This is a genomic window from Thalassovita sp. (assembly GCF_965218685.1).
Lineage (GTDB): Bacteria > Pseudomonadota > Alphaproteobacteria > Rhodobacterales > Rhodobacteraceae > Thalassobius.
Genome location: NZ_OZ244657.1, coordinates 1,771,031 through 1,794,217, shown reverse-complemented (window position 1 = coordinate 1,794,217; position 23,187 = coordinate 1,771,031). Strand labels below are relative to the sequence as shown.

22 protein-coding genes are annotated in these 23,187 nt (G+C 60.7%); 9 read left to right on the top strand and 13 right to left on the bottom strand.

Annotated elements, in window-relative coordinates; translation table 11 throughout:
* The first annotated feature begins 60 nt into the window (after positions 1–60).
* Together ACOQOQ_RS09025 and ptsP are read left to right on the top strand one after the other, a co-directional pair.
* Positions 61–1,299 (top strand): aspartate kinase, encoded by a 1,239-nt coding sequence (locus ACOQOQ_RS09025; RefSeq protein ID WP_420566664.1) that lies wholly within the window; start codon positions 61–63, stop codon positions 1,297–1,299.
* A 385-nt stretch (positions 1,300–1,684) separates the two neighbouring features.
* On the top strand, positions 1,685–3,931 hold the full coding sequence (ptsP, locus tag ACOQOQ_RS09020; RefSeq protein ID WP_420566663.1) for a phosphoenolpyruvate--protein phosphotransferase: 2,247 nt from the start codon (positions 1,685–1,687) through the stop codon (positions 3,929–3,931).
* Here the strand turns inward: ptsP and ACOQOQ_RS09015 are convergent.
* On the bottom strand, positions 3,928–4,701 hold the full coding sequence (locus ACOQOQ_RS09015) for an EcsC family protein (protein WP_420566662.1): 774 nt from the start codon (positions 4,699–4,701) through the stop codon (positions 3,928–3,930). The two genes, ptsP and ACOQOQ_RS09015, sit on opposite strands and share 4 nt — an antisense overlap.
* Before the next feature lie 57 nt (positions 4,702–4,758).
* On the bottom strand, positions 4,759–5,247 hold the full coding sequence (locus ACOQOQ_RS09010; protein ID WP_420566661.1) for a GNAT family N-acetyltransferase: 489 nt from the start codon (positions 5,245–5,247) through the stop codon (positions 4,759–4,761).
* A gap of 110 nt (positions 5,248–5,357) precedes the next feature.
* Between ACOQOQ_RS09010 and ACOQOQ_RS09005 the strand changes: the two genes are divergently transcribed.
* From ACOQOQ_RS09005 to ACOQOQ_RS08995, 3 genes are all read left to right on the top strand, one after another.
* Positions 5,358–5,966 (top strand): flavin reductase family protein, encoded by a 609-nt coding sequence (locus ACOQOQ_RS09005; RefSeq protein ID WP_420566660.1) that lies wholly within the window; start codon positions 5,358–5,360, stop codon positions 5,964–5,966.
* A 63-nt stretch (positions 5,967–6,029) separates the two neighbouring features.
* Positions 6,030–6,902 (top strand): S-methyl-5'-thioadenosine phosphorylase, encoded by an 873-nt coding sequence (locus tag ACOQOQ_RS09000; RefSeq protein ID WP_420566659.1) that lies wholly within the window; start codon positions 6,030–6,032, stop codon positions 6,900–6,902.
* Positions 6,903–6,907: 5 nt separating this feature from the next.
* Positions 6,908–7,537 carry a LysE family translocator gene (locus tag ACOQOQ_RS08995; RefSeq protein ID WP_420566658.1) on the top strand — a complete coding sequence of 210 codons (630 nt, stop codon included), beginning with the start codon at positions 6,908–6,910 and terminating at the stop codon, positions 7,535–7,537.
* A 5-nt stretch (positions 7,538–7,542) separates the two neighbouring features.
* Here the strand turns inward: ACOQOQ_RS08995 and ACOQOQ_RS08990 are convergent, their stop codons facing one another.
* Positions 7,543–7,716, bottom strand: a complete 174-nt coding sequence (locus tag ACOQOQ_RS08990) for a hypothetical protein (protein WP_420566657.1) — start codon at positions 7,714–7,716, stop codon at positions 7,543–7,545.
* 343 nt (positions 7,717–8,059) lie between these two features.
* Between ACOQOQ_RS08990 and ACOQOQ_RS08985 the strand changes: the two genes are divergently transcribed.
* Positions 8,060–8,599 carry an adenine phosphoribosyltransferase gene (locus ACOQOQ_RS08985; RefSeq protein WP_420566656.1) on the top strand — a complete coding sequence of 180 codons (540 nt, stop codon included), beginning with the start codon at positions 8,060–8,062 and terminating at the stop codon, positions 8,597–8,599.
* Between the two features lie 6 nt (positions 8,600–8,605).
* On the opposite strand, the gene ACOQOQ_RS08980 is transcribed toward ACOQOQ_RS08985, so the two are convergent.
* The 10 genes from ACOQOQ_RS08980 to coxB all read right to left on the bottom strand — a co-directional run bounded on the left by ACOQOQ_RS08980 (position 8,606) and on the right by coxB (position 17,575).
* Complete coding sequence (locus ACOQOQ_RS08980) at positions 8,606–10,024, bottom strand: FAD-binding oxidoreductase (RefSeq protein WP_420566655.1); 1,419 nt, start codon at positions 10,022–10,024, stop codon at positions 8,606–8,608.
* A 38-nt stretch (positions 10,025–10,062) separates the two neighbouring features.
* Positions 10,063–10,653, bottom strand: coding sequence for a GNAT family N-acetyltransferase (locus ACOQOQ_RS08975; RefSeq protein WP_420566654.1), 591 nt, complete (start codon positions 10,651–10,653; stop codon positions 10,063–10,065).
* Complete coding sequence (locus ACOQOQ_RS08970; RefSeq protein ID WP_420566653.1) at positions 10,653–11,915, bottom strand: M16 family metallopeptidase; 1,263 nt, start codon at positions 11,913–11,915, stop codon at positions 10,653–10,655. The genes ACOQOQ_RS08975 and ACOQOQ_RS08970 overlap by 1 nt, the downstream gene beginning before the upstream one ends.
* Positions 11,912–13,300, bottom strand: a complete 1,389-nt coding sequence (gene thrC / locus ACOQOQ_RS08965) for a threonine synthase (protein ID WP_420566652.1) — start codon at positions 13,298–13,300, stop codon at positions 11,912–11,914. The genes ACOQOQ_RS08970 and thrC overlap by 4 nt, the downstream gene beginning before the upstream one ends.
* Positions 13,297–13,980, bottom strand: a complete 684-nt coding sequence (locus ACOQOQ_RS08960) for an SURF1 family protein (protein WP_420566651.1) — start codon at positions 13,978–13,980, stop codon at positions 13,297–13,299. Before ACOQOQ_RS08960 ends, thrC begins: the two co-directional genes overlap by 4 nt.
* Positions 13,981–14,075: 95 nt before the next feature.
* A complete protein-coding gene (locus ACOQOQ_RS08955; RefSeq protein WP_420566650.1) occupies positions 14,076–14,876 on the bottom strand; it encodes a cytochrome c oxidase subunit 3 in 801 nt (266 codons plus the stop codon).
* Between the two features lie 23 nt (positions 14,877–14,899).
* Positions 14,900–15,475, bottom strand: coding sequence for a cytochrome c oxidase assembly protein (locus tag ACOQOQ_RS08950; RefSeq protein ID WP_420566649.1), 576 nt, complete (start codon positions 15,473–15,475; stop codon positions 14,900–14,902).
* Positions 15,475–15,642, bottom strand: a complete 168-nt coding sequence (locus ACOQOQ_RS08945; protein WP_420566648.1) for a hypothetical protein — start codon at positions 15,640–15,642, stop codon at positions 15,475–15,477. The genes ACOQOQ_RS08950 and ACOQOQ_RS08945 overlap by 1 nt, the downstream gene beginning before the upstream one ends.
* A gap of 1 nt (position 15,643) precedes the next feature.
* Positions 15,644–16,582 carry a heme o synthase gene (gene cyoE, locus ACOQOQ_RS08940; protein WP_420566647.1) on the bottom strand — a complete coding sequence of 313 codons (939 nt, stop codon included), beginning with the start codon at positions 16,580–16,582 and terminating at the stop codon, positions 15,644–15,646.
* Positions 16,583–16,666: 84 nt separating this feature from the next.
* Positions 16,667–17,575 (bottom strand): cytochrome c oxidase subunit II, encoded by a 909-nt coding sequence (coxB, locus tag ACOQOQ_RS08935; RefSeq protein ID WP_420566646.1) that lies wholly within the window; start codon positions 17,573–17,575, stop codon positions 16,667–16,669.
* 194 nt (positions 17,576–17,769) lie between these two features.
* On the opposite strand from coxB, the gene tldD reads away from it, so the two are divergent.
* The 3 genes from tldD to topA all read left to right on the top strand — a co-directional run bounded on the left by tldD (position 17,770) and on the right by topA (position 23,126).
* Positions 17,770–19,191 carry a metalloprotease TldD gene (tldD, locus tag ACOQOQ_RS08930; protein WP_420566645.1) on the top strand — a complete coding sequence of 474 codons (1,422 nt, stop codon included), beginning with the start codon at positions 17,770–17,772 and terminating at the stop codon, positions 19,189–19,191.
* Positions 19,192–19,292: 101 nt separating this feature from the next.
* Positions 19,293–20,453 carry a DNA-processing protein DprA gene (gene dprA, locus ACOQOQ_RS08925; protein WP_420566644.1) on the top strand — a complete coding sequence of 387 codons (1,161 nt, stop codon included), beginning with the start codon at positions 19,293–19,295 and terminating at the stop codon, positions 20,451–20,453.
* Between the two features lie 111 nt (positions 20,454–20,564).
* On the top strand, positions 20,565–23,126 hold the full coding sequence (topA, locus tag ACOQOQ_RS08920) for a type I DNA topoisomerase (protein ID WP_420566643.1): 2,562 nt from the start codon (positions 20,565–20,567) through the stop codon (positions 23,124–23,126).
* Positions 23,127–23,187 lie beyond the last annotated feature (61 nt).

The following is a 23,187-nucleotide window of genomic DNA, read 5'->3' as shown; positions in this document are numbered from 1 at the left end:
AACTTGCCCTTGGCCTCGCAAACCGTTAATCCGCGCTGAACCAAGGAACAAGGACTGACCATGCCCGTTCTCGTGATGAAATTCGGCGGCACTTCCGTCGCCACGCTGGACCGGATCAAACGCGCGGCCAAGCGCGTCGGATTGGAAGTGGCCAAAGGCTATGACGTGATCGTCATCGTCTCGGCCATGTCAGGCGAAACCAACAAACTGGTGGGCTTCGTGAACGAAACCTCGCCGCTGTATGACGCGCGTGAATACGATGCGATCGTCAGCTCGGGCGAAAACGTGACCGCCGGCCTGATGGCGCTGACCCTGCAGGAAATGGACGTGCCCGCGCGCAGCTGGCAGGGCTGGCAGGTGCCGGTGAAAACCAACAACGCCCACAGCTCGGCCCGGATCGAGGAGATCCCCACCGACAACATCAACGCCAAGTTTGGCGAGGGAATGCGCGTGGCCGTTGTGGCCGGGTTCCAGGGCATCTCGCCCGAGGGCCGGATCACCACGCTGGGTCGTGGCGGCAGTGACACCACCGCCGTGGCCTTTGCCGCCGCATTTGGGGCTGAGCGTTGCGACATCTACACCGATGTGGATGGCGTTTACACCACCGACCCGCGGATCAGCCCCAAGGCCCGCAAACTGGATAAGATCTCGTTCGAGGAAATGCTCGAACTGGCCTCGCTGGGCGCCAAAGTCCTGCAAACCCGCTCGGTCGAGCTGGCCATGCGCTATAAGGTAAAACTGCGCGTGCTCAGCTCTTTCGAAGAACCGTCTGATGAAGCCGGCACGCTTGTCTGTGCCGAGGAGGAAGTCATGGAAAACCGCCCTGTATCCGGCATCGCCTATTCGCGTGACGAGGCCAAGATGACGCTCGTTTCCGTCGCCGACCGCCCTGGCATCGCCGCCGCCATTTTCGGCCCCCTGTCCGAGGCCGGCGTGAACGTGGATATGATCATCCAGAACATCGCCGAAGAAGGTCGCACCGATATGACCTTCTCGTGCCCCACCGACCAGGTGCTGCGCGCGCAAAAGGCGCTGGACGAAGCCAAGGCCGCTGGTGACATCAACTTTGCCGAGCTGATCGCCGACACCGAGGTGTGCAAAGTGTCCGCCGTGGGCATCGGCATGCGCAGCCAATCGGGTGTGGCCGCGAAAATGTTCCAGACCCTGTCTGACGAAGGCATCAACATCAAGGTCATCGCCACCAGCGAGATCAAGATCTCGGTGCTGATTGACCGCAAGTACATGGAGCTGGCCGTTCAGGCGCTACATGACACGTTCGAGCTGGAAAAATCTGCCTAAGCCACGCTGCTTAGCTGTTCATCCAAGCCGGGGGAATTCGTTCCTCCGGCTTTCGTTTTGCCAGTTTCTGAATTGACAGCGCCCCGCTAATTTGGCCTGAATGACTGCAAGTAGCGTTTTTTCAGCGGCGCAAGCCGCGTAACAAAAAAGCGATCGACTTAGTTTGCATTCTATTTTAAGGCGTATTACTTCTTCACTAAAGAACGCTTGCACAACTTTAGAACCAAAGTGCGCAATTTAGTTCCGTTTTCGCATCTGTTTTCGCAAAATTCGTACTCATCCGGCTAATTACATTTTCCTTCCGGGCATGTTGTGCTCTATAACGCGTTGAAACCACTCGTAGGGAATCCCGCCCTGCACCTGAGAAATTTGGACAGCCCAAGGCATGACCGAGACAACGGAAAGTGAAAGCCGCAAATTGCTCGGCAGGCTTCGCAATGCGATGGCCGAGGAAAGCGCGGGTCAGACTCGTCTGGACAAGATCACGCATCTGATCGCCGATTCCATCGGCACAGAGGTGTGCTCGATCTATCTGTTCCGTGATGACGAAACGCTGGAACTGTGCGCGACCGAGGGCCTGAACCCCGAATCCGTTCACCAGACCCGTTTGAAGCTGGGCGAAGGCCTGGTGGGCCGCGTCGCCCGCACCGGCCTTGTGCTGAACGAGGCCGACGCCCCCAGCGCCAAAGGCTTCCGGTATATGCCGGAAACCGGGGAGGAAATTTATTCCTCGTTCCTGGGGGTCCCCGTTCAGCGCCTTGGCGAAACCCTGGGCGTTTTGGTGGTGCAGTCAAAACAAGCCCGGACATTCTCGGCCGACGAAGTTTACGCGCTTGAAGTCGTGGCCATGGTTCTGGCCGAGATGACCGAGCTGGGCGCCTTTGCTGGCGACAATGCCGCAATGGGTGCACGCCACCAGCAATCCGAGATGTTCCGGGGGGGCACGGGCCAGGAAGGCGCGGCCGAGGGGCACGTCTGGCTGCACGAACCGCGTGTCGTGATCACCAACCCCATCGCCGAAGACCCGCATAAGGAACTGGAGCGCCTGCGCACAGCCGTGGATCAGTTGCGCATCAGCGTGGATCAGCTGCTTGAGGGCGCATCAACCTCGGGCGACACCGAGCAGGTCGAAGTATTGGAAGCCTACCGGATGTTCGCCAACTCCAAGGGTTGGGCCCGCCGGATGGAGGAAGACATCAGCCGCGGCCTGTCCGCTGAAGCTGCTGTAGAAAAAGAACAATCCACCGCCCGCGCCCGCCTGAGCCAGGTCAACGACGCCTATCTGCGCGAGCGTTTGCATGACCTTGATGATCTGTCCAACCGGTTGCTGCGCATTCTGACCGGGCAAGGCTCGGAAACCGGGGCAGAAATGCCGGCCGATCCGATCCTGATCGCGCGTAACATCGGCCCGGCCGAACTGCTGGACTATGGCCGTTCGCTGAAGGGGATCGTGCTTGAAGAAGGCTCGGTCGGCAGTCACGCGGCCATCGTTGCACGGGCGTTGGCGATCCCGCTGGTTATCCACGCCGAACGTATCACCACCGAGGCGCTGAACGGTGATCACATCATGGTGGACGGCGATCAGGGCATCGCGCATCTGCGCCCGGACGATACGGTCGTAGCCGCCTTCCGCGACAAGATCGCGATGCAGGCCCAGGCGCTGGAACGCTATGACTCGATCCGAGGCGAGCCAGCCCAAAGCAAATGCGGCAAGGTCATCGCGCTGCACATGAACGCAGGCCTGATGGCCGACCTGCCCAGTCTGGATGGGTCGGGCGCCGAAGGCGTTGGCCTGTTCCGCACCGAGCTGCAATTCCTTGTTCGCAACAAGATGCCCAAGCGCACCGAACTGGCCGCGCTTTATGCCCGCGTGCTGGATGCGGCCAATGGCAAGCGCGTTGTGTTCCGCACGCTGGACATCGGCTCGGACAAGGTCCTGCCGTATATGAAGCCCAACGACGAGCCGAACCCGGCCCTGGGTTGGCGCGCGATCCGGGTGGGTCTGGACAAGCCGGGCGTCATGCGGATGCAGTTGCAGGCGCTGATCCGCGCCGCCAATGGCCGTCCGCTGACAATCATGTTCCCCTTCGTCGCCCAGTACGAAGAATTCACCGCCGCCAAGGCCGAGATGGAAAAAGCCATCGAGCGTGAACGCATTTTGGGCCACAAGACGCCCTCGAAGCTGGAAATCGGCGCGATGCTGGAAACGCCTTCGCTGGCTTATGCGCCCAATCGGTTCTACGACGAGGTCGAGTTCCTGTCGATCGGCGGCAATGACCTTAAACAGTTCTTCTTTGCTGCGGACCGTGAAAACGAACGGGTGCGCCGCCGCTATGACACGCTGAACGTCAGCTTCCTGACCTTCCTTGAACAGATCACCAAACGCTGCGAGGCGTCCAATACCCCGCTTAGTTTCTGCGGTGAGGACGCGGGTCGCCCCATCGAGGCCGCCTGTTTCGCCGCGCTGGGGTTCAAGATGCTGTCGATGCGGCCAGCGTCGATTGGGCCGGTAAAACACATGCTGCGCCGTCTGAACCTGGACGAGCTGCGCGAGGTCATCCACGAAGCCGGCGCCCGCGGCGAGCAATCCGTACGCCCAGCTGTGATGGATTATCTGCGCAAGATCGACTAGCTGAGCGGACCGGGCAGCGACACGCGCTGACGCAGCGCCTCGCGCAGCTCTTCCTCGGGGTGGTCGGTCTCGACCCCCAGGGCGCGGATGCGGAAATGCACATGCGCAATCTGCTGGTAATAGCTGGTGTAGGCATAGTTCGTCGCCGCCCCCGCCACGGCCCCCAGAACCGGAGCCGTCTGGGCGGCCAGTTTTTGCCCCAACACCGTGGCCAGACGCGGCGCCACGCGCGCGATCATCGTTTGCACCGCCACGCCCTGCAGGCTGGCTCGGGTAGCAAAAAAGGCCAGGTCAGCACCATCATCTTCGTCCAGTGGCCCTGCAGCGGACAGAACGCGGATACAATCGAACTGCACATTTTCAGCGGCAGGGTCAAATCCATGATCAACGGCGACGTCCTGAATAGAGCGCAAAAGAACGGTGGTGGTCACTGGCAGCTCGGCCAGGGCGCCGGGCAGGCCGCCAAAGCCCCCGGCCGCCCCCATCGCTGTGGCCACTGCGGTATTCAGCCATGGGGGCTGCTGGCCGACCACCCCGCGCGAGCCATGAGCCGCTTTCATAGCGACATTCAGTGCTTTTACCGTACCTTCTTCCAGCCGGGACCTTACGGGCGCAGGCAAGCGGTTCAGCAGGCTGTCCGCCTGTCCTCCGATCATGTTCAGCAATTGCACACCCATGCCGCCCGCCGATTGATAGCGCTGCGCAAGCTGTTCCAGCTCGGCTTCAAGATCGACGGGCTGCGCCGGGTCGGATACGAAAATCTGGGTCAAACGGGGCCACCATTGCTGAAGTTTATTTCATTCACATTGGCCCGATCGCCCACGTTTTCAAGCCTGCACAGGCGTGACTTTCCCTGTCACACCGTCCCAGGCGCCCGGCTCCAACGCTTGGCCAAGCACGCGATCAGGGTTGGTCGGCGGTGGCATCTGCACCCCGTCCAGACGTTCAAAACCGAACCGGCGGTAATAAGGAGCGTCCCCAACCAGCATCACCCGCGACCAGCCCAAGGCGCGCGCACGTTGCAAACTGTCGTGGATTAAAAGCGCGCCCAAACCCTCGCCCTGCCGCGTGGGGTGCACCGCAACGGGCCCCAACAATAGCGCAGAATGTTCCCCAATCTGCACCGGCCAATACCGGATCGCGCCGCCCACGATCCCATCAGGATCGCGCGCCACGATGGACAAGCCCTCGACCGGGGGCACGTCCTCGCGCAGACGATACGAGGAAAGCGCTGTCCGCCCCGGTGCGAAACACAGGTCATACAACGCTTCGACCTCCCACCAATCGTCGGGCGTTTCCTCGGTCAGGGTCAACATTCGAGGCCTTGGTCCTTACCATTCCACAAATTCCAGTGGAAACGCCCCTAGCACGACGCTAGGTCTGTGACAAACGCCAAACCGCGACTGACCAAAGGACGCCCGAGCAGATGTTTTACGAACCCAAGGACGGCCACGGCCTGCCACACACCCCGTTCAACGCCATTGTCACGCCCCGCCCCATCGGTTGGGTGTCGACGCGTGGCGCAAACGGCGTCGACAATCTGGCGCCTTATTCGTTCTTCAATGCCGTCGCCTATACCCCGCCGCAGGTGATGTTTGCCTCGACCGGAACCAAACCGGATCAGAGCGACGGTAAAGACACGGTCAGCAACATTCGCGACACCGGAGTATTTGCTTTGAATGTGGTCAGCTATGCGCTGAAGGACGCGATGAACGCCAGCTCGCAAGCGCTGCCCGCCGATCAGGACGAGTTCACCCATGCCGGGCTAGAAAAGGGTGAATGCCGCACGATTGATTGCCCCTATGTGGCCGCGGCGCCGGCCGTGCTGGAATGCAAGCTGACCCAAATCATCGAGCTGCCGGGTGAAAGCAACCGGATGGTTCTGGGCGAAGTGACCGGTGTCTATATGGATGACGCTTGCCTGGTCGACGGCGTTTTTGATGTGACCAAATTTAACCCACTGTCGCGGTTGGGTTATCGCGATTATGCCACCGTGCGCGAGCTCTTTTCGCTTGCGCGGCCGGATGACAAATAAGTGCCTTGCGGCGCGGCCCCGGTTGCGCCAACTTTCCAGCAACACAACCGGAGACAGGCAAGAATGCAGACGACAATTGGCGTGATCGGCGGATCGGGTATTTACGAGATTGAGGGGCTGGAAGGCGCCGAATGGGTCACGGTTGAAACGCCTTGGGGCGATCCTTCGGATCATATCCTGACGGGCACGCTGGACGGGGTGAAAATGTGCTTTCTGCCACGTCACGGGCGCGGGCACGTGCATTCACCAACCACGGTCCCTTATCGCGCCAATATCGACGCGTTAAAGCGCCTGGGCGTGACAGATGTGGTGGCGGTGTCCGCCTGCGGATCTTTCCGTGAAGAAATGGCGCCGGGTGATTTCGTGATCGTTGACCAGTTCATCGACCGAACCTTTGCGCGCGAAAAATCCTTTTTCGGAACCGGCTGCGTGGCCCATGTCAGCGTCGCGCACCCCACCTGCCCGCGCCTGTCCGAAGCCTGCTTCTCCGCCGCCACCGATGCTGGAATCACCGTCCACAAGGGTGGCACCTATCTGGCGATGGAAGGGCCGCAGTTCAGCACGCTGGCCGAATCCAAGATGTACCGCGAAAGCTGGGGCTGCGATGTGATCGGCATGACCAACATGCCCGAGGCGAAACTCGCCCGCGAGGCCGAGCTGTGCTATGCCTCGGTCGCGATGATCACCGACTATGACAGCTGGCACCCCGAACATGGCGAGGTCGACATCTCGGACATCATTGCCACGCTGATGGGCAATGCTGACAAGGGCCGCAACATGGTGAAACGCCTGCCCGCATTGCTGGGCGCGGATCGCGACCCCTGTCCGCATGGCTGTGATCGCGCGCTGGAATACGCCATCCTGACGGCCCCCGAAAAACGAGACCCCGCCGTAATGGCCAAACTGGATGCGGTCGCAGGCCGCGTCTTGGGGTAAATGGCATGACCATTGAACTCTGGCTCACCTTCGTTGCGGCCTCGACCGCGTTGCTGCTGATCCCCGGCCCGACGATCCTGCTTGTGCTTAGCTATGCACTTAGCCAGGGGCGCAGCGTGGCCGTTGCCTCGGCCACCGGGGTCGCGCTGGGGGATTTGATCGCGATGACCGCGTCCTTGCTGGGCCTGGGGGCGCTTGTCCTGACCTCGGCGCTGGCGTTTACCGTGCTGAAGTGGGTTGGGGCAGTGTATCTGGTCTGGTTGGGCATCAAGATGTTGCGTGGTGCAGGACAGGCCAAGCTGGGCCAGCTGGGCGATACGCGACCGCGCGCTGCCGCCGAAGTGTTCGGCCATGCCGCGCTTGTGACCGCGCTGAACCCCAAAAGCATCGGGTTTTTCATCGCGTTTGTTCCGCAATTCGTGGACCCGGCCGCGCCTCTGCTGCCGCAATTTGCGATTATGATCGCAACCTTCGTGGGTCTGGCCGCGTTGAACGCGCTGGCCTATGCCCTGCTGGCTGACAAGCTGCGCGAGCGCATCCGCCGCCCCGCCGTCCTGCGGGGGCTGACCCGTCTGGGCGGGGTGACCCTGATTGGAATGGGACTGCTGACCGCCACGCTGCGCCGCGCGGGCTGAGCGCCTTAGTCTTCGCTGTTTTCTTTCATGAAACGACGGATAAAGCCGCGAATCTCGCGGGCTGCGCTGGTGTCCATGTCCTTGCACAGCTCGACGAAAGCATCGCGTTCTTCCTTGTCCAGACGCAGCACCAGCTGGCTGTTCTTCTTACCCGATTTTTTTGAGTCTTTATTGCCCAAGATAGGCGTCCCCAATCCCACTTGACTTTTTCGTACAGACAATGTATATACATCATATATCCAATTGCTGCACACACTGTTTGCGGCAATAACAACAAAAAGGGAAGAGCAAATGACGTTACAGGCAGCAAAATCCATGCTTGTGCGCGATCGGATGGACTGGCGCAAGCCACATGTCCCCTGGTTGCCCTCGCGGTTTTATCGTTTCTTTTCAAACGATCACTGATATCCTGACAAAAAGACCGCCCCAGATTGGGGCGGTCTTTTCTTTGGGTCTTGCCCAATGGCGCCACATCGGCCACACCTGAATACAAGCAAATCTCAGGCAATCCCCAAAGGCACCATGACTCCGCAAAAATCCGTCCAAGACTACATCCGCACCATCGTCGACTTTCCGCATGAGGGGATCATGTTCCGCGATGTCACCACGCTGTTCGCCGATCCGCGGGGCTTTCGGCTATGTATTGACCAGCTGCTGCACCCCTATGCCGGAATGCGCATCGACAAGGTCGTGGGGCTTGAGGCGCGGGGCTTCATTCTGGGCGGAGCTGTCGCGCACCAGCTGGGCACAGGTTTTGTGCCTGTGCGCAAGAAGGGCAAGCTGCCCCACACCACCATCAGCGAAGAATACACGCTGGAATATGGCGAGGCGATTGTCGAAATACATGACGACGCAATCGATGCCGGTGAAACCGTGCTGATCGTCGACGACTTGCTGGCCACAGGCGGCACCGCCGAGGCCGGGATCAAGCTGGTCGAGCGTCTGGGCGGCCAGATTATCGGCTGCGCTTTCGTGGTTGACCTGCCCGAGCTGGGTGGGCGCAAGCGGATTGAGGCCATGGGTATGGATGTCCACGCCCTGTGTGCGTTTGACGGGTTGTAATCTGGCTTAAAGGCCGCGCAGGACCGCTCCGGGGTTCATGATCCCGTTGGGGTCAAAGGCCTGTTTCACCTGCCGCATCAACGCCAGCTTGACGGGGTCGCCGTAACGCTCTAGGTCCCCGACTTTCAGTCGACCGACCCCATGCTCGGCACTGAACGAGCCGTCCAGCTCGTGCACCAGATCATGCACCACGCGGCTAATCTGCGCCTTCTGCGCCACGTGGTCGACCTTGTTACCGCCCTTGGGGGGAAAGACGTTGAAGTGCAAATTCCCGTCGCCAAGGTGACCGAAGCAATTTATGCGGAAATCACCTAGCTGAGCGATGGCAGCATTGCCACGCGCGATAAAATCAGGGATCAGCCCCAGCGGAACCGAGATATCATGCGAACACACCGCCCCGATCGCGCGGTTCGCGGTGGGGATCTGCTCGCGCACTTCCCAGAATTCGGCGCGCTGCGTCTCGGACTGAGCAACCAGACCATCGCTGACCAAATCACGCTCGAACGCATCAACGAACAACGCCTCCAGTGCGTCCGAGGGCTCCAACCCTCGCCCCAGCCCCACATCTATCAGAACGAACCATTCGGGTGGGCTGGCGAAGGGTTGGCGTAAGTCAGGCATTGCCTCGGCCAGAAACTCAAGCCCGGTGCGATGGATTAGTTCAAAGGCGCTGATCCCCTCGCCCATGTGGTCGCGCGCAAGCGCCAGCAGGTCCAGCGCCGCAGCGGGGCTGCCCACCACCATCAACGCAGTGCCACTGCCTGCCGGAACAGGGCTAAGCTTCAGCGATGCGGCCGTGATCACGCCCAGCGTCCCTTCGGCGCCGATGAACAGATCCCGCAGGTCATACCCTGTGTTATCTTTGCGTAACCGACTGAGGTTATTCAGGATTTCACCGTTTGGCAGGACGACCTCAAGACCCAGGCACAGATCGCGCGCGTTGCCATAGCGCAGCACATTCACGCCACCTGCATTGGTCGCCAGGTTACCCCCGATCCGGGCCGATCCCTTGGCCGCGATAGACAGCGGGAACAGGCGGTTCACCTCTTCGGCAGCTGTATGGATATCCTCGAGGATCGCGCCAGCCTCGGCGATCAACACGTTTTCTGAGGGCAGAACCTCGCGGATGCGGGCCATGCGTTCAAGCGACAGCAGGATCGGAAGGGCGCCGTCCGGCATCACCTGCCCGCCCACCAAACCGGTGCCGCCACCATAGGGCACCACGCCGATGCGCGCCTCATTGGCCATGCGCAGAATGGTCGCGACCTCGGCGGTTGTTGAGGGCGCCGCCACGATGGCGCCTTGTCCAGTCCAGGATCCGCGCGGCTCTTCCAGATAGCGCGGCTCGACGGGGCGCAGAACTTTGGAAGGCAAAGCGGCTGACAGGCTGTTCAGAAAGTCGGGAGTTGCGGCGTTCAGGGTCATGCAGAATCCTTACCACGCCATGGCGTCAGGTCCAGAGCTTACGCCTGACCAACATCCGTCCGGCCGCGGCGATCCATCCGCAGGCACGAATACAGAACATGTGTGCGCCAGCGTCCGTCGATTTGCAGATAGGATTGCGCCACGCCCTCGTATTTGAACCCCGAGGTTTCAAGCACCCGGCGCGAGGCCGCATTTTCCGGCAGGCAGGCGGCCTCGATCCGGCTGAGATCCAGCTTGGCAAAGGCATAATGCACCACGGCCAGAATGCTTTCACGCATGTATCCGTGACGGGCATAGCGCTGCCCGACCCAATAGCCCAAGGTGCCGGCCTGTGCGGGACCGCGGCGGATGTTGTCCAGCGTGATCGCGCCCAACAGCGCCTGATCCTCGCGGCGGGTCAGGAACAGGGGCGTGGCCGACCCGCTTGAGATCGAACGCTGCGCCCAATGCACCCGGTTGGAAAACGCCTTGCGTGACAGGTGATCGCTGGCCCAGGAAGGCTCCCACGGTTGCAAGAACGCGCGACTTTCCAGCCGCAACGAGGACCACTCGCGGAAATCCGAATGGGTGGGCGGACGCAGGGTCAGCCGCTCGGTTTCGATCCGAACCTTGCGCTTGGGCAACAGCATCAGGCAGCGCGCCTTTCCTGCAGGGCCTCCAGGTTCGGGGCTTTTGCAACCGGCCCGTACAGCGCCAGCGCGGCCGGAGCCTGCACGGCGGTGACCTCGGCAAATGCCTTCACATCCTGGGTGGTGACCGCATCGATTTTCTGTACGACCTCGTCCAGTTCGGGAACCCGGCCCCAAATCTGCACCATACGTGCCAGACGCTCGGCTCGGTTCGAAGGGCTTTCCAGTCCCATCAGCAGCCCGGCTTTCATCTGGGCACGGGCGCGGGCGATTTCGGCCTCGGACATGTCGTCGGCGGCACGTTTCATTTCGTCCAGCGTAACCAGGGCCAGCTCGGCCAGTTGTTCGGCCGAAGTGCCCGCGTAGACAGTCATCATACCCGTGTCCGAGTAGGCCCCCGCCTGAGCGAAGATCGTATAGCACAACCCGCGTTTCTCGCGGATTTCCTGGAATAGGCGGCTGGACATACCGCCGCCCAACGCATTGGCGTAAATCTGCGCTGCGTGGATCGCGGGATCGCGATAGTCCGGTCCTTCGAAGCCCAGGGCGAAATGCGCTTGCTCCAGCGTCTTTACGGTCCGCGTTTCGCCGCCATGGAACCGCGCCTGGGCTGGTTCGACATTGACCAACGGGGACAGGTGCCCGAACAGCTGCTCGGCCTCGCGAACCAGCGCATCGTGGTCCACGGCGCCAGCGGCGGACAGGATCATCTGGCCCGGCCCGTACTGTTCCGCCACAAAGCCCGCCAGATCCTCGCGCGAGAACGCGCGGACGCGTTCAGCGGGCCCCAAGATGGTGCGCCCCAAGGGCTGATCGGGATAGGCCTTTTCCTGCAGCCAGTCGAAAATAATGTCATCGGGCGTATCCAGAGACTGCCCGATTTCCTGCAGGATCACGCCGCGTTCAACCTCGATCTCGCGGGGGTCGAACACCGGGTTCAGCACGATATCGGCGATCACATCCAGCGCAAGCGGCACATCAGCCTCCAGCACGCGGGCGTAATAGGCCGTCACCTCGCGCGAGGTATAGGCGTTCATATAGCCGCCCACATCCTCGATCGCTTCGGCGATTTGCAGGGCGCTGCGCCGCTTGGTTCCTTTGAACGCCATGTGTTCCAGGAAATGCGCAATGCCGTTTTGCTCGACCCTTTCGTGGCGACCTCCGGCCAGAACCCACAGGCCAATCGAGGCCGATTGCAAGCCCGGCATATGTTCAGTGACAATGCGAAAGCCGTTGGAAAGAGTGTGCAGTTGGACCGTCAATTCTGGATACGCTCGCGGATCAGGGATTCAAGGGCGCCCAGATCATTGCCGATCTCGGTTACCCGTTCCGGACGCTCATACAGGTCGCCCATGCGGGCTGGCAAGTCCGGATGCACGCCGGTGGCCTCTTTCACAGCCGCCGGGAATTTCGCTGGGTGCGCTGTGGACAGCGTAATCATCGGAACGTCTGGCTTGCGCTGTTCGTTCGCGACCTTCACGGCGACAGCTGTGTGCGGGCACATCAGCTCGCCCGTGGTGGCGTTCATTTGGGTGATCGTGGCGCTGGTTTCTTCCTCGGAACAGTTGCCGCTGTCGAAGAGTCCCTGCAGGGCCTGCAAGGCGCCCTGACTGACGGTGAAGCCGCCATTTTTAAGCTCGTCCATCAATTGGCTGACGGCGACGCCATCCTGACCATAGGCAAAGAACAAGGCGCGCTCGAAGTTCGAGGACACCTGAATATCCATCGACGGGCTGATCGAGGGGATCACGCCATCGGGGCGGTATTCGCCCGTCGTCAGGCAGCGGTGCAGGATGTCGTTCTGGTTGGTCGCGATCACCAGACGGTCGATGGGCAGGCCCATGCGCTTGGCGATATAGCCAGCGAAGATGTCGCCGAAATTGCCGGTGGGCACGGTAAAGCTGACCTTGCGATCCGGCGCGCCCAGGGCCACGGCCGAGTAGAAATAGTAGACAACCTGCGCCAGCACCCGCGCCCAGTTGATCGAGTTCACACCGGCCAGTTTCACCCCATCACGGAAGTCGAAATCGTTGAACATGTCCTTCACGCGGGCCTGACAATCGTCGAAATGACCCTCGACCGCCAGCGCGTGCACGTTGGGTTCGGCAGGCGTGGTCATCTGGCGGCGCTGCACCTCGGACACACGGCCATTGGGGAACAGGATGAACACGTCGACCGCGTCCAGCCCCTTGAACGCCTCGATTGCGGCAGACCCGGTATCGCCCGAGGTCGCGCCGACGATGGTCACGCGGCTGCCGTTGCGCTTCAGCGCGGCCTGGAACAGCTGACCGATCAGCTGCATCGCGAAGTCCTTGAAGGCAAGGGTCGGGCCGTGGAACAGCTCCAGCAGGAAGTGATTGCTGTCCAGCTGCACCATGGGCGCGCGGGCGGTGTGGCCGAACCCGGCATAGGCCTTGGCGATGATCTGTTTGAATTCCGCGTCGGTAAACGTGTCGCCGATATAGGGGCGCATGATGCGAAAGGCGGTTTCTTCGTAGGACAGGCCAGACAGGTCCGCGATTTCGTCCTTGGTCATGGTCGGGATGGTTTCGGGCACGTACAGGCCGCCGTCACGGGCCAATCCGGTCAGCATTGCCTCTTCGAAATTCAGGACAGGGGCCTGGCCTCGGGTCGAAATGTATTTCACGTGTCTTTCCCTTTCGCGGGTTTCCTTTGGCGCCATATGAACAGGCCCAGCATCGCCGTCCACACGGCGGCCAGACCGAACCATTGTACGGCATATCCAAAATGGTTGTTCGGGATGCCCTCGGGTCCCACTGGCATGGCCGAGACCGGGGCATCGTCATAAGAGGTTTCGCGGGCAATTACCAGAATGGGATCGGTGTTCAAAGCCTGCGCCAGCACGTCCACCTCGCGGGCAAACCAGATATTGGCGGTCAGATCGTTTTCGGGGGTGAAAAAGTCTCGCTCGTCCGGCCAATGCAGATTGCCGGTGACGGTGACGTTTTCAAAAGGCGGTTCGGACGGCAGGGCCTCAAGCTGGACATAGCCGCGATCAACCAAGATCACGCGTCCGTCCAGATCCATCGCATTGATCAGGCGATATCCGGCACCCTTAGATTTCTGGCTGACCAAAACCCGAATGGTCGGGGGCAGGATGGTACCGGTCGCCGTAACGGGCAGGAAACGGTCATCCTTGGGATCGGGCTGATCGGGGATCGCAACGGGGGTGTCATTGATCCGCGCCTCGATCTGGGCCAGCACACCCTCTTTCCAGACCATACGATCCAGCTGCCAGAACCCCAGCCACAGCAGGATACCAGCGCCAATCAGGCCAAAGATCAAAGGCAGAAGGATGCGGCGCATCAGAGCTGTCCCTTAGAAAACGAAAACGCACGAGGGGTTCCCCGTGCGTCTTGCTTTTTGCTGTTTATGAGCGGTTTTTCAACCTCAAACGAAGGTTAGCCACCCCATACGTAGACTGCGGCGAACAGGAACAGCCACACAACGTCCACAAAGTGCCAGTACCAGGCCGCGGCCTCGAAGCCGACGTGGGATTCGGGCGTGAAGTGGCCCTTCATCGCACGCAGCATGCACACAAACAGGAAGATGGTGCCGACGATCACGTGGAACCCGTGGAAGCCAGTGGCCATGAAGAAGTTGGCGCCATAAATGTTGCCCGAGAACCCGAATGCAGCGTGGCTGTATTCATAGGCCTGGAACGCAGTGAAGATCAGGCCCAAAACAACTGCCAGAGCCAGACCGTTGATCATGTCTTTGCGGTTGTTCTCGTGTGCGATCGCGTGGTGCGCCCAGGTGGCCGCCGCGCCCGAACACAGCAGGATCAGGGTGTTGATCAGCGGCAGGTGCCAGGGATCAAAGGTTTCGATGCCGGCGGGGGGCCAGACACCATCAACCATCGGGCTGTTTTCGCCCATCGGGTACATGGCGTGCTTGAAGAAGCTCCAGAACCAGGCCGAGAAGAACATGACCTCGGACATGATGAACAGGATAAAGCCGTAACGCAGGCCGATTTTCACCACGGGGGTGTGATCGCCGGTTTCGCCTTCGTTCACAACCTCGGCCCACCAGCCGAACATGACATACAGCACGCCAACAAAGCCGATCAACAGCATCCAGGGCGATTCAGTGTGGAAATAGATCACCGCGCCGAACAGCATGATGAAACCCGCCAGAGCACCCAGAAGGGGCCACAGGCTTGGGGGCAGAATGTGATAGTCGTGGTTTTTTTCGTGCGCCATCGCGTTTCCCTCGTTGGAGGCTTTTAGTTTAGGGTTTTGGACGTGTCAGTGTCGAGTGCAGCATGCTGCTCTGGCACGTCAATTTCGTAGAAAGTGTAAGACAGGGTGATGCTGGACAGGTATTTGCCCTCGCGGTCCTCGACGATTTCGGGGTCCACATAGAAGCTGACGGGCATCATCACCCGCTCGCCCGGTTGCAGCACCTGCTCGGTGAAGCAAAAACAGTCGATCTTGGTGAAATAGGCCCCGGCCGCATAGGGGGCCACATTATACGAGGCCTGCCCGGCAACCGGATGATTGGTTGGGTTATACGCCTCGTAAAAGGCCAGGCCAGTCTCACCGATTCGGATTTCCATTTCGCGCTGGACGGGCTTGAACTCCCACGGCATGCCGCGTTCCTTCGAGGCGTCAAAACGCACCTTGATGGTCTGGTCCAGGATCACGTCCGCGCCAGCATCGGCAGTTTGCGTGACACCGCCAAAGCCAGTCACACGGCAGAACCAGTCGTAAAACGGCACCGAGGCCCAAGCCAGCGCACCCATGGTCAGAACCACGGCGACCAGCTGAACTACGGTTTTCTGCTTGCCTTGCAAAGCCATCAGTTCTGCGTCTCCTGTGCAGCAGGTTTCGGACCCAGCCCGCCCGAGGTCACCTTGACCACCGTCAGGCCAAAAACGATGCCGATAAAGGCGACCAGAACCAGGCCTACACCAACGTTGCGGCCAAAGCGGCGTTTATGAAGCTCGTGTTCGACTTGGATACCCATCTTACCAGCCCCCCAGACCATAAGGTTTCAAGGCGGCCTCGGCCAGGATCGCGCCGAAGTGCAGGAACAGGTACATCAGCGACAGTCCGAAGAAGGACTTCTCAAGCCGGTACTTGTCGACCTGCGCTTGCTCTTCCTTGCGGCGCCAGATTTTCACGGCGCCCAACAGGAACAGCGCGTTCAGCACCACGGCCACGGTCAGGTAGATCGGCCCACCGATCGAGGTAAAGCCCGCGCCAATCGCAATGGGGGCCAGCAGGATCGTGTAGATCAGGATATGATTACGGGTCACGCGGCGACCGTGGGTCACGGTCAGCATCGGCACGCCCGCTTTTTCGTAATCCGAGTTCATGAACAGCGCCAGCGCCCAGAAATGGGGGGGCGTCCACATGAAGATCAGCATGAACATCAACACCGATTCGACGCTGATGCCGCCGGTCACGGCCGCCCAGCCGATCATCGGAGGGAAGGCACCCGCCGCGCCACCGATCACGATGTTCTGCGGGGTCCAACGCTTCAGCCACATGGTGTAGACGACTGCGTAGAAGAAGATGGTAAAGGCCAGCAGGCCAGCGGCGACGATATTGGTCGCCAAAAACAGCATGACGCAGGAAAATACCGACAGGGTCAGGCCGATGGCCAGCGCCTCGCCGCCAGTGACCTTGCCCGAAGGGATGGGGCGCGAAGTGGTGCGCTTCATCACCTGGTCGATATCTGCATCCCACCACATGTTCAGCGCGCCCGAGGCACCGCCACCAACGGCGATGAACAGCACAGCGCAGAAGGCAATGAACGGATGCACGCCACCCGGCGCGGCCAGCAGGCCGACCAGCGCGGTGAAAACGACCAGGGACATGACACGCGGTTTCAGCAGCGCAAAATAGTCGCTGAATCCGGCCTCGCCGCCCTGAGTTTCGGTGTTGATGCTTGCGTCGCTCATGGTTTGCCTTCAGCAGCTGCGCACGGCGCGCAGCCAGTCAGTGGGTAGAGGGGATGCGCCCCGTTACGGGGCGCGATCCGATCCTTAGTTGGCCGAAGCCACGGTCAGAGTGCGCGGGGTGCCGGCATACTCTTCGATCGCGCCGTTCAGCCATGCTTCGTAGGCTTCTTGCGAGACGACCTTGACGGTGATCGGCATGTAGGCGTGGTCCTTGCCGCACAGTTCCGAACACTGACCGAAGTAGATGCCCTCTTTCTCGGCTTTGAACCACAGCTGGGCGATACGACCGGGAACGGCGTCTTGTTTCACGCCGAATGCGGGGATGGTCCACGAGTGGATCACGTCGGCACCGGTCACGTCCATGACGACAACCTTGTTGACCGGAATCACGACCTGAGTGTCGGTGGCAAGCAGGAATTCGTCTTCGTTGTAGCCCAGGCCCTTCAGCTTGGCCTTCATCGCGTCGCTGTTCACAAAGTCAGCAGCACCAGCATCATAGTCGGCATCTTGCATGGTGGCAGGATGGCCAATCATGTACTGGTCAAAGCCGAAATCGTGGTCGGTGTACTCGTAGCCCCAGTACCACTGGTAGCCGGTCACCTTGATGTGGATGTCACCCTCGGGGATTTCTTGCTGCTTGAACAGAACCGGCAGCGAGAATGCACCGATGAAAACCAGGATCACGATCGGAATGACGGTCCAGGCGATTTCAAGCGGCGAGTTGTGGGTGAAGGTCGCGGGGGTCGGATTGGCGCGGCGGTTGTAGCGCACGATCACGATCGCAACCAAGACAGCCACGAACAGGGTGATCGCGGTGATGATCACCAACAGCAGATGATCCAACGACTGCAGGTCGCGTGCCAGTTCGGTTGCGGCTGGCTGAAAGCCCAACAGGCCAGATTGCGGTTTGCCAATGGTTTCCACGTCCTGGGCAAGGGCCGGGGCCGCGGTAAAGGCTGCTGCTGCCGCCAGAAGGCTGGATTTCAGTTTCATATGTCACCCTGATCGGTTGAGGTGTGTATTGTTCATCTTTGACGCAGAATTCTGCCCTAGCGGCAAAACCCGTTGTTTTGTCGCCGCTAGAAACCATATTCTGCTTCACAGAACAACAATGGCACTTGCGGCAAACGGACGCTTTTTTTGATTTAGATCAAATCGTCGCCGCTGAAAAGACAGGAAAAACAGATATGAGCGATGCGCCTTTTCGCCCGTTCGAGCAATCCTTGGACCAGGACAAAGCCCTTGAATTGCTGAAACAAGCCACTCAAGGGGCGGAAGATGGCGAGCTTTTCCTGGAACGTCGGCGGTCCGAAGCGATCGTATTCGACGATGGTCGGGTAAAAACAGCCAGCTATGACGCCTCCGAAGGGTTCGGCTTGCGCGCCGTGCATGGCGAGGTCGCCGGATATGCCCATTCCACCGAGATTTCAGAATCAGCTCTGCGCCGCGCGATGGCCACCACGCGTCTGGCCGTTGGCGAGGGAGGAGGCACCCTGGCCCTGCCCCCAAGCGCCACGAATACGCGCCTTTACACTGATTCCGACCCGATCGGCGGCGTTTCCTTCCCGGTCAAGCTGGACACGTTGCGCGACATGGATGCCTTTGCGCGGGGGCTGGACAAGCGCGTGGTGCAGGTCAGCGCCTCGATTGCGGCCTCGCTGCAAGAGCTGGAAATTCTGCGCCCCGAGGGCACGCATCTGCGCGATGTACGCCCCATGACGCGGGTGAATATCTCGGTCATCGTGGAACAGGACGGACGCCGCGAAACCGGAACGGCAGGCGGTGGCGGCCGTGTGGGTCTGGACGGATTGCTGGACCCGGCCGACTGGCAAACAAAGGCCCGCGAAGCGTTGCGGATCGCCCTTGTGAATCTCGATGCGGTCCCTGCCCCGGCCGGCGTAATGGATGTGGTGCTTGGCCCCGGCTGGCCCGGTATTTTGCTGCACGAGGCCGTCGGCCACGGTCTGGAGGGCGATGCGAATCGCAAGGGCTCGTCCATTTTTGCCGGTATGATGGGGCAACAGGTGGCCGCCAAGGGCGTCACTGTGCTGGATGACGGCACGATTCCCGACCGTCGCGGCTCGATCAGTTTTGATGACGAAGGGACGCCCTCGGGGAAAAACGTCCTGATCGAGGACGGCGTGCTGGTCGGCTTCATGCAGGATCGTCAGAACGCCCGACTGATGGGGGTTAAGCCCACGGGCAACGGCCGACGCGAATCTTTCGCGCATATCCCCATGCCGCGGATGACGAATACTTATATGACCGGCGGTGCGTCTGACCCGGCGGACATCGTCGCGGACCTCAAGGATGGGATCTATGCCGTCGGCTTTGGCGGCGGTCAGGTGGATGTGACCAATGGCAAGTTTGTCTTCTCGTGCACCGAGGCCTACCGCGTTCAGAACGGCCAGATCGGCGCGCCCGTCAAAGGCGCAACCCTGATTGGCGACGGCGCGACCGCGCTGAAGCAGATCCGGGCACTTGGCAATGACATGGCCTTGGATCCGGGCCTTGGCAACTGCGGCAAACAGGGTCAATGGGTGCCCGTTGGCGTTGGCCAGCCAACCGTGATGATCGGTGGCCTGACAGTCGGGGGTGCCGCCGCATAGATCGCCCCGCACCTGCTTGGTAAACCAAACTTTCGATTTTGGTTTACCCGCCATTAACCGGCTTGCCGCTAAACCTGATTCTGCAAGAAGGCGAGGCGACGATGATCGACAACATTCATCCTTCCACTCACCCCCCACTCCCACCCACCACGGAAGATGAGCGGGTATCGTGGCTTCGTCTCTTGCGATCTCGCCGGGTGGGTCCGGCGACGTTCCACCGTTTGATGAACGAGCATGGCACGGCCACCGCCGCGCTTGAGGCTTTGCCCGAGGTCGCTAAAGCCGCCGGGGTCGAGAATTATCAGGTCTGCCCCGAGGGCGTCGCCTGGGCTGAACTAAAGGCCGCGCGGGCGTTGGGAGCGCGTATGCTGTGCCACGGCGCCCCGGACTATCCCGCGGCCCTGGCCCAGATCAGCGATGCGCCCCCGTTCGTCTGGGCGATCGGCAATCTGGACGCACTGAAACGGCCGATGATCGCCATGGTTGGCGCGCGAAATGCCTCGTCCTTGGGGATTCGCATGGCCCGCGCCCTGGCCAAAGATCTGGCCGATCAGGGTTACGCCATTGTGTCCGGGCTGGCGCGCGGCATTGATACCGCAGCTCATACTGCAAGCCTGAACTCCGGCACACTTGCCGTCATGGCGGGTGGTGTCGACGTTATTTATCCGGCTGAAAACACACGTCTGGGTCAAGACATCACCAAAACAGGTTTGCGCCTGTCCGAGCAGCCCTTTGGCCTTACGCCCCAAGCCCGGCACTTTCCGCGTCGAAATCGGATTATCTCGGGGCTGGCGCAGGGGCTTATCGTGATTGAGGCCGCCGCTAAATCCGGCAGCCTGATCTCGGCCAAGAACGCCCTTGATCAGGGCCGAGAGGTCATGGCCGTCCCCGGACACCCTTTCGACGCGCGTGCAGCGGGGTGCAATATGCTGATCCGCGATGGCGCGCGCCTTGTCCGCACCGCCGAAGATGTGATCGAGGCCCTCCCCCCGGTGCAGCCCGCCCCGGCACAAGACGAATTGAACTTGTCCCCGCCGCAACCGGACGTGCAGCCCGGCCGCTCAAAAAAACGTAGCCTGCGTGAGACAGCGCAACTCCACAGCCAAATTCTTCAACGCCTCGGCCCCTCACCCATGGCCGAAGACCAACTGATCCGCGATCTTGGGCGCCGCGCCCGAACCGTGGGCCCGGTACTTACGGATCTGGAGCTTGATGGGAAAATTCAACGTCAACCGGGGGGGCTTTTGTCGCTGATTCCGTGAGCCTTGGGATGGGTGCGACCACGCCACACGTTTTCAATGCATTGACAAACACCCTCTTCGACCCACATTTTCCGCCGCCATAGGCCGAGGTGCGAGTCGAAAGGAAATTTCATGCCAGTTGTCGTTGTCGAATCCCCAGCGAAGGCCAAGACAATCAACAAATACCTCGGTTCTGATTACACGGTTCTGGCCTCGTACGGACACGTCCGGGATCTGCCTGCCAAGAACGGTTCGGTAGACACAGACCAGGATTTCGACATGACATGGGAGGTTGGCGCCGACAGCCGCAAACATGTTAAAGCCATAGCCGACGCCCTGAAACAGGACAACGCGCTGATCCTTGCGACTGACCCCGATCGCGAGGGCGAGGCGATCAGCTGGCACCTGGAAGAGACGCTGCGCAAGCGCCGGGCCATCAAGAAAGACACCCCGGTCAGCCGCGTGGTTTTCAACGCGATCACCAAATCCGCCGTCACCGAGGCGATGAAAAACCCGCGCGAGATTGACCAGCCGCTGGTCGATGCCTATCTGGCGCGCCGCGCGCTGGACTATCTGGTGGGCTTCAACCTCAGCCCCGTTTTGTGGCGCAAACTGCCCGGTGCGCGCTCGGCTGGCCGGGTGCAATCGGTCTGCCTGCGCCTGATCGTTGAGCGTGAAATGGAGATCGAGGCGTTTAACCCTCGTGAATACTGGTCAGTCAAAGCGCTGATGACCACGCCCCGCGGCCAGGAATACGAAGCACGCCTGACCGTTCTGGCCGGCGACAAGCTGGACAAATACTCGATCGAGAATGAAACGCAGGCCGAACTGGCCGTGCAAGCGGTCAACAGCCGTGACCTGACCGTAAAATCGGTCGAGGCCAAGCCGACCAGCCGCAACCCCGCTGCGCCTTTCATGACCTCGACCCTGCAACAAGAGGCCAGCCGAAAATTTGGCATGGGCGCCCGCCAATGCATGAGCACCGCGCAGCGTTTGTACGAGGCCGGTTACATCACCTATATGCGGACAGATGGTATCGATATGGCGCCCGAGGCCGTCAGCGCCACCCGCGACGCGATCAAAGATCGGTATGGCGCGGACTATGTGCCCTCCAACCCGCGGATCTATAAAAACAAGGCCAAGAACGCACAGGAAGCGCATGAATGTATCCGCCCGACGGATATGACCCGCGATGCAGACAGCCTGAAAGTGACCGAGCCTGACCAGAAAAAACTGTATGATCTGATCTGGAAACGCACCATCGCCTGCCAGATGGAAGCCGCCCGGATGGAGCGCACAACCGTCGATATCGCCAGCGCAGACGGTCAGGTTGGCCTGCGCGCCACCGGTCAGGTGGTGCTGTTTGATGGGTTCCTGCGCGTCTACGAAGAAGGCCGCGATGACAGCGTTCTGGATGACGACGACAAGCGCCTGCCCCAGCTAATGCAGGGCGAGCCAGCCGTGAAGCGCAATATTTCCCCCGAACAACACTTCACCCAGCCTCCGCCCCGCTATACCGAGGCAACGCTGGTCAAGAAAATGGAAGAGCTGGGCATCGGCCGCCCCTCGACCTATGCGTCGGTGATCACCACGATCCAGGACCGCGAATATGTCCGCAAGGACAAAAATCGCCTGTTCCCCGAGGATAAGGGCCGGATCGTTACGATTTTCCTGCTGAACTTCTTCCGTCAGTACGTGGGATATGAATTCACTGCGAATTTGGAAGAACAGCTTGATGATGTCTCGGCCGGGGATCGTGACTACAAGGAAGTACTCAGCCGGTTCTGGCGTGATTTTTCCGCCGCGATTGCGGAAACCAGCGAACTGCGCATCGCCGAGGTGCTGGATATCCTGGACGAGGCCCTGGCCCCGCAGCTGTATCCCCCGCGCGAAGATGGCAGTGATCCGCGTGTCTGCCCGAAATGCGGCAACGGCCAACTGCACCTGAAAACCTCGCGCACCGGCGGGTTCGTGGGCTGCGGCAACTATCCCGAATGCACCTATACGCGCCCGATTGCGGGCGAAGGTGCAGATGGCGACGAACGTCTGCTGGGCGAGGATGCGGGCGATGAGATCTGGCTGAAGGCCGGTCGGTTCGGCCCCTACGTGCAGCGCGGCGAGCCAACGCCCGAGAACAAGAAACCCCCGCGTGCGTCCCTGCCCCGCGGCTGGAGCAAGGAAGACATGGACCTGGACAAGGCCCTGACCCTGCTGTCCCTGCCCCGCGAGATCGGCGATCACCCAGATGGGGGCATGGTCAGCACCAACTTTGGCCGCTTTGGGCCTTACGTCATGCACAAGGGCCCCGAGGACGCTAAGCCCGTCTATGTGAACCTCAAGGATCCGAATGACGTGTTCGAGCTTGGGATGAACCGCGCCGTCGAGATGCTGGCCGAAAAGCGCGCCAACCCGGGGCGTGGCCGCAGCGCCGCTGCCAAAGCGCTCAGGGAATTGGGTGAGCATCCGGAATCGGGCGGGCCGGTGAATATCATGGAAGGCCGCTATGGTCCTTACGTGAAATGGGAAAAGGTCAACGCCACCCTTCCCAAGGACACTGACCCCAAGGACGTCACCATGGAAATGGCCGTCGCCCTGATCGCGGAAAAAGCGGCCAAGAAGAAACCGGCGCGAAAAACCGCCGCGAAAAAGAAGACAACCAAGGCCAAAACCACCAAGGCGAAAGCCAAGGAATAAGGGATTCTCGCTGTGTCTGGTATTTCTACGTATTGGATTACGTAGTTTCTGGGCGTAGAAC